The organism is Streptomyces viridochromogenes, assembly GCF_001270495.1.
In the GTDB taxonomy this organism is placed as follows: domain Bacteria; phylum Actinomycetota; class Actinomycetes; order Streptomycetales; family Streptomycetaceae; genus Streptomyces; species Streptomyces viridochromogenes_A.
In genome coordinates, this window is the sequence record NZ_LGUR01000202.1 from 1 (window position 1) to 13,440 (window position 13,440).

Annotated in this window: 10 protein-coding genes and 1 pseudogene; 9 read left to right on the forward strand and 2 right to left on the reverse strand. The window is 71.0% G+C overall.

Features of this window, described 5'->3' with window-relative positions; translation table 11 throughout:
• Window positions 1–612: 612 nt before the first annotated feature.
• The 4 genes from ADK36_RS23465 (at window position 613) to ADK36_RS23480 (ending at window position 6,185) form a co-directional block, all read left to right on the forward strand.
• Entirely contained in the window at window positions 613–1,608 is a 996-nt protein-coding gene (locus ADK36_RS23465) for an SCO0930 family lipoprotein (RefSeq protein WP_048584209.1), read from the forward strand.
• Window positions 1,609–1,984: 376 nt separating this feature from the next.
• Window positions 1,985–2,797 carry an SAM-dependent methyltransferase gene (locus ADK36_RS23470; protein ID WP_048584210.1) on the forward strand — a complete coding sequence of 271 codons (813 nt, stop codon included), beginning with the start codon at window positions 1,985–1,987 and terminating at the stop codon, window positions 2,795–2,797.
• Complete coding sequence (locus ADK36_RS23475; protein WP_048584267.1) at window positions 2,794–4,929, forward strand: putative bifunctional diguanylate cyclase/phosphodiesterase; 2,136 nt, start codon at window positions 2,794–2,796, stop codon at window positions 4,927–4,929. The genes ADK36_RS23470 and ADK36_RS23475 overlap by 4 nt, the downstream gene beginning before the upstream one ends.
• 245 nt (window positions 4,930–5,174) lie before the next feature.
• Entirely contained in the window at window positions 5,175–6,185 is a 1,011-nt protein-coding gene (locus ADK36_RS23480) for an alcohol dehydrogenase catalytic domain-containing protein (protein ID WP_048584211.1), read from the forward strand.
• A 35-nt stretch (window positions 6,186–6,220) separates the two neighbouring features.
• On the opposite strand, the gene ADK36_RS23485 is transcribed toward ADK36_RS23480, so the two are convergent.
• Window positions 6,221–7,105 carry a LysR family transcriptional regulator gene (locus ADK36_RS23485; RefSeq protein ID WP_048584212.1) on the reverse strand — a complete coding sequence of 295 codons (885 nt, stop codon included), beginning with the start codon at window positions 7,103–7,105 and terminating at the stop codon, window positions 6,221–6,223.
• A gap of 131 nt (window positions 7,106–7,236) precedes the next feature.
• Between ADK36_RS23485 and ADK36_RS23490 the strand changes: the two genes are divergently transcribed.
• The 5 genes and pseudogenes from ADK36_RS23490 to ADK36_RS51240 all read left to right on the forward strand — a co-directional run.
• A complete protein-coding gene (locus ADK36_RS23490; RefSeq protein WP_048584213.1) occupies window positions 7,237–7,908 on the forward strand; it encodes a succinate dehydrogenase in 672 nt (223 codons plus the stop codon).
• A gap of 2 nt (window positions 7,909–7,910) precedes the next feature.
• Complete coding sequence (locus tag ADK36_RS23495) at window positions 7,911–9,860, forward strand: fumarate reductase/succinate dehydrogenase flavoprotein subunit (protein ID WP_048584214.1); 1,950 nt, start codon at window positions 7,911–7,913, stop codon at window positions 9,858–9,860.
• A complete protein-coding gene (locus ADK36_RS23500; RefSeq protein WP_048584215.1) occupies window positions 9,857–10,603 on the forward strand; it encodes a succinate dehydrogenase/fumarate reductase iron-sulfur subunit in 747 nt (248 codons plus the stop codon). The genes ADK36_RS23495 and ADK36_RS23500 overlap by 4 nt, the downstream gene beginning before the upstream one ends.
• Window positions 10,604–10,903: 300 nt before the next feature.
• Window positions 10,904–11,674: a GNAT family N-acetyltransferase gene (locus ADK36_RS23505; RefSeq protein ID WP_048584216.1), complete on the forward strand. Its 771-nt coding sequence runs from the start codon at window positions 10,904–10,906 to the stop codon at window positions 11,672–11,674.
• A gap of 13 nt (window positions 11,675–11,687) precedes the next feature.
• Window positions 11,688–12,308 (forward strand): annotated as a pseudogene (locus ADK36_RS51240) (lysophospholipid acyltransferase family protein); the annotation flags it as partial.
• Between the two features lie 249 nt (window positions 12,309–12,557).
• On the opposite strand, the gene ADK36_RS51245 reads toward ADK36_RS51240, so the two are convergent.
• A complete protein-coding gene (locus ADK36_RS51245) occupies window positions 12,558–13,295 on the reverse strand; it encodes a hypothetical protein (RefSeq protein ID WP_053215137.1) in 738 nt (245 codons plus the stop codon).
• Between the last annotated feature and the right edge of the window lie 145 nt (window positions 13,296–13,440).

Sequence of the window (13,440 nt, forward strand, 5' to 3'; positions counted from 1 at the left end):
CGGCTCGGGTCTCGGGGTGGGCGTGGGTTTCGGCGGTGGGGGCGTCGGATCCGGCGTGGGCGACGGCTTCGGCGTCGGCGACGGTGTGGGGGACGGCGTTGGTGTCGGGGTCGGGGTCGGTGTCGGGCACTGCGAGGGTGTCGGCCAGGTGAAGGTCCCGGCGACCGCGACCGCCCTCGCGCCGTCCGGACCGGTGTCGGCGTACGCGCAGACGGTGGCCTCCGCCATGCCGGCCGGTGCCGACACGAGGAGCCAGGTCAAGGTCAGCACCGTCAACACCCGTGTGGTGAGGGTGGATTGGGTCGGTTCGTGTCCATGCACGACGAAGATCTTGAGCCCAGTTCGCGTTGCCACACGCCGGAGAGTGAGTTGTTTGCCCCGAACGGGCGACGGATGACCCACGAAAGGTTTGATCCGCGGGCGGACGCGTAACCGCCGGGCGCGCACACGCGTGCGACGCGGGGATTCACAGGTGTGACGCGGCTGGTGTCACGGCTTCCCGAAAGAAATTTGTGCGCCGGTTGAACACGAGCGTGGCTCTCGTGCGTACCTCCTGTCGTGCGGCGGCGCAGCAGGGCGCTGCAACACCATTGTGATATTGGGGAGTTGACGATGAAGACCTCGTGGCGGAGCGCCTCGCTCGTGGTGAGCGCCGTAGCAGTGCTGGCGCTGACGACGGCATGTGGGGAGGAATCGGCCCCGCCGGCGAGCAGCCAGAACGTCGGTGCCACGGCCGCGGCCGGTGGTTACGGAAGCGCCGGTACCGGCCTGGGGAACGGATCCGGTTACGACGCCGGTGCGGCGGGCCAGGAGAGCGCCACCACGCAGGCGGGTTCCGCCGGTGAGCTGTCCGTTTCCACCAACGAGGAACTCGGCAAGGTGCTGACCGACAGTGCCGGTGTGACGCTCTACCGCTTCGACAAGGACACCGTCGATCCGCCCAAGTCGAACTGTGACGGCGACTGTGCCGCGAAGTGGCCGCCGGTCCCCGCGGACGATGCCACGGCCGGTGCCGGGATCGACAAGGCGCTGCTCGGGTCGGTCACCCGGTCCGACGGCACCAAGCAGCTGACGGTCGACGGCTGGCCGGCCTACCGCTTCGCCAAGGACGTCAACGCCGGTGACGTCAAGGGCCAGGGCGTGGGCGGCACTTGGTACGCGCTCGCCCCCGACGGCAAGAAGGCGCAGGGTGGGGGCGGAGGCGAGGCCGAGGCGGCCGATCTGCCCGGTCTGTCCACGCGCAAGGACGCCAAGCTGGGCGAGATCGTCATCGACAAGAACGGCCACACGGTCTACCGCTTCATGAAGGACTCGCCCTGGCCGATGAAGACGGCGTGCACGGGCGAGTGCCTGGAGAAGTGGCCGGTCATCGAGCCGGTCGACGCGAAGGACACCAAGGGCATCGACCTGAAGGGCTCCGGTCCCAGGGGTCAGGGTTACGTGGTCTTCGACCGGCCCGACGGACTGAAGCAGCAGACCATCGACTGTGTGCCGATCTACACCTTCGCCGGTGACAAGAAGCCCGGCGACACCAACGGTCAGGGCGTCGGCGGCACTTGGTTCGCCATCCGCCCCGACGGCAAGCCGGTCGGCGCGTCGGAACAGTAGAAGATCACACCTCCCCAGGGTTGATCGCCTCACCCAGTCGTACACGCACGGACCGCGGAGGGAGGGACGACGACAGCGAGAGTGCCGGACGAACGGCCGACGCGCCGACCCACCGGTCCGCCCCCCGCGGCTCCACGCGCGGGGGGCGGACCGGTTTGCCGTGACGCACCCCGGTTCATCGGCCGCTTTCACCATGGTTCGGAACTCTGTGGAATGCTTCGGATGCTTTCGTGGAGAGTGCGTGGGGCGTCCATTCGGCACGTGCCACAGGCAGTGACCGGGAACGGATGGTCAATTTCCGTTTCCGCTCGCTCCTTTGGCGGGCGATCAGTAGCCTCAGCTCGAACACCGGATCGCCTACGCCATGGAGAGACAGATGGAGCGTCCCGCCTGGGCCCCTCGGAGCATCGACATCTCGGTGCCCAGCGTCTCGCGGATCTACGACTACTACCTGGGCGGTTCGCACAACTTCGAGGTCGACCGGGAAGCCGGCCGCAAGGCCATGGAGTTCATGCCGGGACTCCCCAAGATCATGCAGGCGAACCGGGCGTTCATGCGCCGCGCGGTGCGCTACGCGGTCGACGAGGGCATCACCCAGTTCCTGGACATCGGCTCCGGCATCCCGACCTTCGGCAACGTCCACGAGGTGGCCCAGTCGGCCAGCCCCGACGCACGCGTGGTGTACGTCGACCACGACCCGGTCGCCGTCGCGCACAGCCAGGCGGTCCTGGAGGGCAACGACCGCGCGGACGTCGTCGCCGGGGACCTGCGCAAGCCCCGGGAGATCCTGGCCAGTTCCGAGGTCGATCGCCTCATCGACCTGAACCGGCCAGTGGCGTTGCTGCTCGTTGCCATACTGCACTTCGTGGAGGACGAGGACGACCCGTACGAGGTGGTGGCACAACTGCGCGACGCACTCGCGCCCGGCAGCCTGCTGGTGCTCACGCATGCCTCGTACGAGGGAATCCCGCTGCCCGAGGAGCGGGCCAAGGGCACGGTCGACGTATACAAGGACATTCGCAACCCGCTGATCATGCGCTCGCGCGACACCATCGCGCGGTTCTTCGAGGGGTACGACATGGTGGAACCCGGACTGGTGCCGATGCCGCTCTGGCGACCGGACACCGCACCGGACGACGACGATCCGTGGGCCTTCTCCGGGTTCGCCGGCGTGGGGCGTACGGCGTGAGCGCGGGGCCGGACGGGCCGGAGGACAGACTGCGCCGGTTCGCGACGATCTGGAGCCGGGCGGTCTTCCCGGTGACCTCGACGTCGTCGACCCGGCCGGAGTTCGAGGATCAACTGCTCCCGCTGGCCCGGCGGTTGAGCGAGGCGCTCAGGTCCAGGACCTTCGACGGAGACGAGGGCAAGGCGGTCGGCGCCGCCCTCGTCGGCGTGCACTGCACCGACCCCGAGGCGCTCAGCCGCTCCCTGGACTGCGTCGACGCCTACCTCGTGCTCTACTGCGGCAGCGACGGCGACCAGGAGGACCTGCGGGCCCGCTCGGCGCGGCTGCAGCACGCCATGGCCGCCGGGTTCGCCCAGGCGCTGCGTGAGCGGACGCTGGCCGAGCAGGAGGCGATCTCCGCGGCCGCCCTCAAGGCCCAGGGCGTGGTCGCCCAGGCCCTGCACGCCACCGAGGCCCGCTTCCGCGCGGTCTTCGAGGGCGCGGCCATAGGAATCGGCATCGCCGACCTGGAGGGCAACGTCCTGCAGGTCAACGGCGCGCTGCTGAGGATGTTCGGCGTCTCCGAGCAGACCATGCACGGCCGCAACGTCATGCAGTGGACCCACCCCGAGGACGCGCCGCAGACCTGGAAGCTCTACGACGAACTGGTCCGCGGCGAGCGCGAGCACTACCACGTCGAGAAGGCGTTCTCCCGCCCTGACGGAACGGTCCTGTGGACCAACCTCACGGTCTCCCTGCTGCGTGACGCCGACGGCGACCCGCAGTACCAGCTGGCCCTCATGGAGGACACCACCGAGCGCCGCCTGCTCAATCTGCGGCTGCGCTACGAGGCCACGCACGACGCGCTCACCGGCCTGCCCAACCGCACCTTCTTCTTCGAGCGCCTGGAGAAGGCACTGGGCGCCGGGGAAGGCCAGCGCTTCGGCCTGTGCTACCTCGACCTGGACGGCTTCAAGACCGTCAACGACAGCCTCGGCCACGCGGCCGGCGACCGGCTGCTCGTGGAGGTCGCCGACCGGCTCCAGTCCTGCACCACCGCACCCGGCGAGATGGTCGCGCGGCTCGGCGGCGACGAGTTCGTGGCGCTGACCACCGGCCCCGACACCGAGCGCGAGGTCGACGAACTCGCCGCCCGCATCATGAACGCGCTCATCGCCCCGATCAGCGTCGACGGCCGGGAGCTGACCGTGCGCGGCAGCATCGGCATCGTCGAGGGGCCGGCCGGGGAACGCAGCCCGGCGGAGGTGCTGCGCAGCGCCGACATCACCATGTACCGGGCCAAGTCGGCGGGCGGTAACCGCTTCGAGCTCGCCGACCCGGAGGCCGACGCCCGCGCCATCACCCGGCACGGACTGACCACGGCGCTGCCGATGGCCCTGGAGCGGGGCGAGTTCTTCATCGAGTACCAGCCGCTGGTCCACCTTGGCGACGGCAGTGTGCGCGGCGCGGAGGCCCTGGTGCGCTGGCTGCATCCGCAGCACGGCATCCTGGGCCCGGACCGGTTCATCCCGCTCGCCGAGCACACAGGGCTCATCGTCCCGCTCGGCCGCTGGGTACTGGAGCAGTCGGTGCGTCAGGCGCGCGAGTGGCGGGAACGCCTCGACGACGCCGGGCCCCTCCGCATCAACGTCAACCTCTCGCCCTGCCAGCTCACCCACCCCGGGCTGGTCCAGGACACGGTGGACATCCTGGAGCGCGCGGGCGTGGCACCCGATGCCCTCTGCCTGGAGGTCACCGAGTCGGCCCTCATCGGCGCCGACGACGATCTGCTGAAGCCGCTGCGCCGCCTGGCGGAGATGGGCGTCGACATCGCCCTGGACGACTTCGGCACCGGCTACTCCAATCTCGCCAACCTGCGCCGGCTGCCGGTGAGCATCCTCAAGCTGGACCGCTCCTTCACCCAGAGCATGCAGCAGTTCCCGGCCGACCCCGTCGACCTCAAGATCGTCGAGGGCATCGTCTCCCTGGCCCACAGCCTGAGCCTCGCGGTGACGGTGGAGGGCGTGGAGACCGGCGCCCAGGCCGAGCAACTCCGCATCCTGGGCTGCGACACGGCCCAGGGCTGGTACTACGCCCGCCCGGGCCCGCCGGACCGACTGCACGAACTGGCGCTGGTGGACGCGACAGGCTGACGCGTTGGCCGTACGGGCCCCGGGCGGGGTGACCCGCCCCGGCCGGGGCCCGAACGGCGAGCTGCCGCGGTCGGCGGGAAGGCAGCAAGGCGGGACCGGCCGCGCCCGACAGGCCAACCGACCTGCCGCTCGGCGTCAATCGCGCGGGAAGGGGCATCGGGCGGGGAACACTGAGGGCCCGAAGACCCGAAGACCCGAAGGACGCCGGACGACCCGGCGTACCTCCTCAACCCCTGGAGCCCGCGATGCGTGCTGCCGTCGCCACCGGCGCGAACCTTCCGCTCGCCCTCGACAAGCTCGACATCCCCCAGCCGGCCGCCGGCGAAATCCTGGTCAAGGTCACCGCCTGCGGCGTCTGCTTCTCCGACCTGAACCTCCTGCGTGGTCACTACCCCTTCGCCCGGTACCCCGTCGTCCCCGGCCATGAGATCACCGGGGTGGTGACCGCGGTCGGCGAGGGCGTGGCCTGGCCCGAGGCCGGCACCGTGGTGGGCGCCCAGTTCCTGTACGACTCCTGCGGGCACTGCGACTACTGCGTGCGCGCAGACCAGATCCTGTGCCCCCGCAAGCGCATCACCGGCATCGTCACCGACGGCGGCTACGCCGAGTACGCCCTGCTCAAGGCCGACTTCGTCACCCCGCTGCCGGACGGCCTCGACCCCGTGGCCGCGGCTCCGCTGATGTGCGCGGGCCTCACCGCCTTCAACGGCCTGCGGCAGGGCGGCGCCAGGGCCGGTTCCCGGGTCGCCGTCGTCGGCCTGGGAGGGGTGGGTGCCCTGGCGGTGCGCTATGCCGTCGCGATGGGTGCCCGGGTGGCGGTCGTGGGCCGCTCCAGGCGCGGCGCGGACCAGGCCGGGGCGCTGGGCGCCGAACTGTTCGTCGCCACCGACGAGTCCGACCCGGCCGAGGCGCTTCGGGCCTGGGACGGCGGCGCCGACCTGGTGGTGAACGCCGCCCCGTCAACGGCCGCGGCCACCGCCACCGTCGGCGGCCTCGCCCCCGACGGCACCCTCCTGCTCCTCGGCTACGGCTCGGAACCGCTCACGCTGCCCACCCAGCCCATGATCCTCAACCGCCTGCACGTGGCCGCGTCCCCGTCCGGCTCCCCGCACGACCTGCGTGACACCCTCGCCTTCTCGGCGGCCCACGGAATCCTGCCCGAGGTCACACCGATCGCCCTCGACCAGGCTCCGGCGGTCCTCGACGCCATGGCCGACGGATCAGCGCACGGCCGCAGCGTGATCACCTTCGGCTGACCGGCCGGCCCGCGCCGACGGCTGCGAGAGCCCGCTCACCGCTCCAGCAGCATCCGCTGAAGCTCCCGCGCGGCCCGAGGCGGAGCCACGTCGCTGCGGTGGGCGAGCGCGATCGTCCGGTGCAGGCCGGGTCGGGCCAGCGGGGTGACCCGCAGACCCCGGCCCGCCCGTGCCGCCACCATGCGCGGTACGACGGCCACCCCCAGCCCGGCCCGCACGAACCCCAGCACCGCGTCCATCTCGCCGCCCTCGACCGCGAAGTCCGGTTCGAAGCCCTCGGCGCGGCAGGCGGCCACGGTCAGTTCACGCAGGTCGTAGCCGTGCCGGAACATCACCAGACGCTCGCCCTCCAGATCGGCGATGCGCACGGTGCGCCGGCCGCCGCCCGGTCGGGACGCCTCCGGTGAGGAGACGACCACCAGGTCCTCGCGGAGCAGCTCGACGGTGGTCAGCGCGGGGGAGGGGGTCGGCAGGGGCAGGACGACCAGGGCGAGGTCGAGGGCGCCGCGGGCGAGCTCCCGTACCAGGTCGTGCGAGCCGCCCTCCTCGATCAGCAGCTGGATACCGGGGTAGCGGTCGTGGAAGGCGCGCAGCACGTCGGGGAGCAGGCCCGTGCACACGCTGGGCGTCGCGCCCAGCCGGACCCGGCCCTGGCGCAGCTGCACCAGTTCCTGCACCTCGTGCCGTGCGGTGTCCGCGTCCGCCAGGATGCGCCGGGCCAGCGGCAGCAGGGCCTCCCCGGCGTCCGTCAGCGTGATGTTGCCGCGCGCCCGCAGAAACAGGTCCGCGCCCAACTCCCGCTCCAGCGCCTTGATCTGCTGCGACAGCGAGGGCTGCGCGACATGCACCAGGTCGGCGGCCCGGGTGAAGTGCCGGGTCTCGGCGACCGCCACGAAGTACTGGAGCTGCTGGAACTGCATCCCGCCAGCATACGGCGGTCATAGAGTGTGCCTATCGAAACGAGCCGGACCATGTCTTGGACCGATGGGCTGCCACGGCCTTAGCGTCCTGTTCCATGGCTCTGGCAACGCGGACGGACCGACGGTCGTCCATGGCACGCACGGTGTGGGACTCCACCGTCGGCAAGAAGACCGTGATGGCGGTCAGTGGGCTGATCATGCTGCTGTACCTGGTCGCCCACATGATCGGCAACCTGAAGATCTACTTCGGCGCGGGCGAGTTCAACGAGTACGGCCACTGGCTGCGCACGGTCGGTGAGCCGTTCATGCACTACGAGTGGACGCTCTGGCTGATCCGCGTCGTGCTGGTCGTCGCCGTCGTCGCGCACGCCACCTCGGCGTACCAGCTCAGCCGCCGCGACATCAGGGCACGCCCCAGCAAGTACGTGCACAAGAAGCCGCGCGCCTCCTACGCCACCCGCACCATGCGCTGGGGCGGCATCATCCTCGGCCTGTTCATCGTCTGGCACATCCTCGACCTGACGACCGGCACCGTGCACCCCGGCGGCTTCCAGGAGGGCCGGCCGTACCAGAACGTCGTGGACACCTTCTCCACCTGGTACGGCAACACCATCTACATCGTCGCGATGCTCGCGCTCGGCCTGCACATCCGGCACGGCTTCTGGAGCGCCGCCCAGACCCTCGGCGCCGGCAGCCGCACCCGCGACCGCGCACTGAAGGCCACGGCCAACGTCCTCGCACTGCTGCTCACGGCCGGCTTCATCGCCGTACCCGTGGGCGTCATGACCGGAGTGGTGAGCTAGAGATGACAACCTACGTGGACTACAAGACGGGTGAGCCGGTCGTCGACGCCAAGGCGCCCTCCGGACCCGTCAACGAGCGCTGGGACACACGCCGCTTCGAGGCCAAGCTGGTCAACCCCGCCAACCGGCGCAAGCACACGGTGATCGTCGTGGGCACCGGGCTGGCCGGTGGCTCCGCGGGCGCCACCCTCGCCGAACAGGGCTACCACGTCGTCCAGTTCTGTTACCAGGACTCCCCGCGCCGCGCCCACTCCATCGCCGCGCAGGGCGGCATCAACGCGGCCAAGAACTACCGCAACGACGGCGACTCCATCCACCGGCTGTTCTACGACACCGTCAAGGGCGGCGACTTCCGGGCCCGGGAATCGAACGTCCACCGGCTCGCGCAGATCTCCGTCGAGATCATCGACCAGTGTGTCGCGCAGGGCGTGCCCTTCGCGCGGGAGTACGGCGGGCTGCTCGACACCCGGTCCTTCGGCGGCGTACAGGTCTCCCGGACCTTCTACGCCCGCGGCCAGACGGGCCAGCAGCTGCTGCTCGGCGCCTACCAGGCGCTCAGCAGGCAGATCGCCGCCGGGAACATCGAGATGCACCCGCGCACCGAGATGCTCGACCTGATCGTCGTCGACGGGCGGGCGCGCGGAATCGTGGCCCGGGACCTCGTCACCGGCAAGATCGACACGTACTTCGCCGACGCCGTCGTACTCGCCAGCGGCGGCTACGGCAACGTCTTCTACCTGTCGACGAACGCCATGAACTCCAACGCCACCGCGATCTGGCGGGCCCACCGGCGCGGCGCCTACTTCGCCAACCCCTGCTTCACCCAGATCCACCCCACCTGCATCCCGCGCACCGGCGACCACCAGTCCAAGCTGACGCTGATGAGCGAGTCGCTGCGCAACGACGGCCGGATCTGGGTGCCCAAGGCCAAGGGCGACGACCGTCCCGCGAGCAAGATCCCCGAGGACGAGCGCGACTACTACCTGGAGCGCATCTACCCGTCCTTCGGCAACCTCGTGCCGCGCGACATCGCCTCCCGCGCCGCCAAGAACGTCTGCGACGAGGGCAGGGGAGTGGGGCCGGGAGGACAGGGCGTCTACCTCGACTTCGCCGACGCCATCGAGCGCATGGGCCGCAAGGCCGTCGAGGCCAAGTACGGCAACCTCTTCGACATGTACCAGCGGATCACCGACGAGGATCCGTACGAGGTGCCGATGCGGATCTACCCGGCCGTGCACTACACGATGGGCGGGCTGTGGGTCGACTACGACCTCCAGACCACCATCCCGGGCCTGTTCGCGATCGGCGAGGCCAACTTCTCCGACCACGGTGCGAACCGGCTGGGCGCCTCCGCGCTGATGCAGGGCCTGGCCGACGGCTACTTCGTACTGCCGGCCACCATCAACGACTACCTCGCCCGCAATCCGCACCACGAGGCCGTCACCGCCGAACACCCCGTCGTACAGGAGGTGTTGGCCGAGACGGAGGATCGGCTCAGCCTGCTCCTGTCCGTCGACGGCGACCGCACGCCCGACTCCTTCCACCGTGAGGTCGGCGAGCTGATGTGGGAGTTCTGCGGCATGGCCCGCACCGACAGCGGACTGCGCAAGGCCCTGGAACGCATTCCGCAGATCCGCGAGGAGTTCTGGCGGCGCATCAAGGTCCCCGGTGTCGGTGAGGAGTTCAACCAGTCACTGGAGAAGGCCAACCGCGTCGTCGACTACCTGGAACTCGCCGAGCTCATGTGCCTCGACGCACTGCACCGCGGCGAGTCCTGCGGCGGCCACTTCCGCGAGGAGTCGCAGACACCGGACGGTGAGGCGGCCCGCAAGGACGACGAGTTCGCCTACGCGGCGGCCTGGGAGTTCACCGAGACCGGTGCCGCTCCGGTCCTGCACAAGGAAGACCTGGTCTTCGAGTACGTCCACCCCACCCAGCGGAGCTACGCATGAAGCTCACCCTGCGCGTCTGGCGGCAGAAGAACGCCGACGCCGAAGGCGCCATGTCCACGTACGAGGTGGACGGCATCTCCTCCGACATGTCCTTCCTGGAGATGCTCGACACCCTCAACGAGGAGCTCATCCTCCGCGGTGAGGACCCGGTCGCGTTCGACCACGACTGCCGCGAGGGCATCTGCGGTGCCTGTTCGCTCGTGATCAACGGCGATGCGCACGGACCGGAGCGCACCACCACCTGTCAGCTGCACATGCGGTCCTTCAAGGACGGCGACACGATCGACATCGAGCCCTGGCGCGCGTCCGCGTTCCCGGTGATCAAGGATCTGGTCGTCGATCGTTCGGCGTTCGACCGAATCATCCAGGCGGGCGGCTACATCACGGCGCCGACGGGGGCGGCTCCTGAGGCGCACGCGTCGCCGGTACCGAAGCCGGATGCCGACTTCGCCTTCGAGCACGCGGAGTGCATCGGCTGCGGGGCGTGTGTGGCGGCTTGTCCCAACGGGGCGGCGATGCTGTTCACTTCTGCCAAGATCAATCACTTGAATGTGCTGCCGCAGGGGGCGCCCGAGCGGGAGACGCGGGTGCTGGACATGGTGGCGCAGATGGACGAGGAGGGGTTCGGCGGGTGCACGCTCGCGGGGGAGTGTGCCACGGCTTGCCCCAAGGGCATTCCGTTGATGTCCATCACCGGGATGAACAAAGAGTGGCTGAGGGCTACGCGGAAGGTGAAGCGGTAGCGCCGTTGCGGGGACGGTTGTTCGGCGGCTGCGGGTGCGTTGTGGCTGGTCGCGCAGTTCCCCGCGCCCCTGGGGGGTCGCAGTGAACGTTCGCCGGTAAGTGCGGACGGGCGGGGTCGGGAGTGGTGCTCCCCGGCCCCGTCTCGCGTCTGGGGCGCGCGGCAAGTTCAACATCCGCACATCCACTCTCCTGGCACTGGTCACACGTACGCCAACCGGCATCGGAAGAACAGGGGCGGCACCTCTCACCGCTCGCCACCGCCTCCGCTCGCCGTCCCCGGCCCGTGACAGGAGTAAGCCATGACCGGCGTACTGACCGTCGACCGTCCCCCGCAGCCCACGGCCCCCACCCGCTACACCGTCGGCCTCGCCCGCGACGAGGAGGACGTGCGCGCCGCCCAGCGGCTGCGGCACGATGTCTTCGCCGGCGAGATGGGCGCCCTGTTGTCCACCCCGCAGCCGGGTCACGACATCGACGCCTTCGACGCGTACTGCGACCATCTGCTGGTCCGCGAGGAGGTGTCCGGACAGGTCGTCGGCACCTACCGGCTGCTGCCGCCGGAGCGCGCCGCGGTCGCCGGCCGGCTGTACTCCGAGGGTGAGTTCGACCTCTCCCCGATCGACGGCCTGCGCCCGAACCTGGTCGAGGTCGGCCGCTCCTGCGTCCACCCCGACCACCGCGACGGCGCTGTCATCAGCCTCATCTGGGCGGGCATCGCCCGCTACATGGTCGACCGCGGCCACGAGTGGCTGGCCGGCTGCTGCTCGATCCCGCTGGCCGACGGCGGCACGCTCGCGGCGGCGACCTGGGACCGGGTGCAGGCCAAGCACCTGGCCCCGGAGGAGTACCGCGTACGACCCCTGAACCCCTGGCAGCCGACCGCCCCCGCCCCCGCCACCCGCACCGAACTCCCGGCCCTGCTGCGCGGCTACCTCCGCCTCGGTGCCTTCGTCTGCGGCGAGCCCGCGCACGACCCGGAGTTCGGGGTCGCCGACCTGTATGTGCTGCTGTCGATGCGCCGGGTCAACTCGCGCTATCTGCGGCACTTCCTCTCCCTCGTCCCGGCGTGACGGACGGGCGGCCATGAGCACCCACCCCCTCGGTGCCGTGCACGTCCCCACGGCGACCGCTCCCCAGACCGGGACGCCCGGCACACCGGTCGCGCGGGCCCACCCCGTCGAGGCGGCGAACCTCTGGCGGCCCCACGCGCCCTGCACCCCGCAGGCGTGCGTGGACGCGACGGGACCCGCCAGGACCGTATCCCTGGCCGTCGTGCGGCTCACGGCGGTCCTGCTCCTGCTGGTCGTCGGTTTCCTGGCCGGCCCTGTGAGCGCGCGGATACCCGCGGCCCTGATCCGGCGCTGGTGCGGCTGGGTCGTCCGGGCCGCGGGGGTCCGGGTACGGATCGACGGCGGCGCCGCGCCCGACGGCGGGCTGCTCCTCGTCGCCAACCACGTCTCCTGGCTGGACATCCCGCTGCTCGCCGCCGTCCGCCCGGCCCGGATGCTCGCCAAGTCGGAGATCCGGGACTGGCCCGTCGCGGGGTGGCTGACCGCCCGCAGCGGCGCCCTCTTCATCGACCGCGACAGGATCCGCGCCCTGCCCGGCACCGTCGCCCGGATCGCCGAGGCGCTGCGGGCCGGCGAGGCGGTCGCCCTCTTCCCCGAGGGCAGCACCTGGTGCGGCCGCGCCCAGGGCCGCTTCCGCCGGGCCGCCTTCCAGGCAGCCCTCGACGCGGGCGTCCCCGTCCAGCCGGTCCGCCTGCGGTACCGGACGACCCCGGGCGCCCTCAGCACGGCGGCCGCCTTCGTCGGCGAGGACGCGCTGCTGACCTCGGTGTGGCGGGTGGTCAGGGCACGCGAGCTGGTCGCCTACGTGGAGGTGCGGGACGCCATCGCGCCGGGCCTGCACGCCGACCGCCGCAGCCTGGCCCGAGCCGCCGAACGCTCCGCGCTACCGGGGGCGCATCAGCCGGAGATCCTCGCCCCAGGCATCCAGCACCGCCCCGTGCCCCTCCCGGCGGGCCGTGGCCTCCACGCGGGCGAACAGCCGCCGCTGGACCGCCACGTCGCCGCTCGCCGAGACACGGTCCACGTCCCGCAGCAGGGCGGAGCCGTCCCAGCCCGGCAGCGGATGGCGGGCGAGTTCCCAGCGTAGGTACTTGTTGTACGGGCGGGGGCGCCGGTCCAGGGCGAAGAGCAGTTCCAGGAGGTGCCCCACACCCTCGGTGGCGTCCAGCCGGGCGGCGAGCGGCTCGCCGTCACGGTCGTTCTTGACCGAGCGGTAGAGGGAGTTGGCGTACGCGTCGAGCCATCCGCCGACCGCCCGGAACGCCTCGTCGGCGCCGAGCCGCGCCTTGGCGGCGAGGATCTCCGCGATCCCCCCGTCCAGCCGGTCGAGCACGACCCGCGCCCGGGCCAGGGCGTAACGCTCGTGCCCCGGCATTCCGGCGGCCCGGAACTCGGTGAGAGAGACGACCACCAGATCCAGCCGGGCCGTGCGGTGGCCGGTGAAGCGACGGAGGTCCGTCGCCGCGCCGTCCGCGAGGACGACGTACAGATCGTGGTCGGAGTGCTCGGTGGCCATGCCGTCGTGGGCCCGCGAGCCCTTGAGGACGAGGCCGACGACGGCGGGGTCGGCAGTGGCGAGTGCGACGAACGCGTCGTAGGTGGGGGACTGCTGCGCGGTCATGCGTGATCTCCGGTGGGACGGCGACGGGTATGCCTGCCGGGGCGGCCACGGAAACCTCCGGGCGCCCACACGGTCCGCGACGGCACGCGCCGTCGCGCGGGGGATCAACGCACGCGGCGATTCTACGAGGCACAAGTGCCGCGTC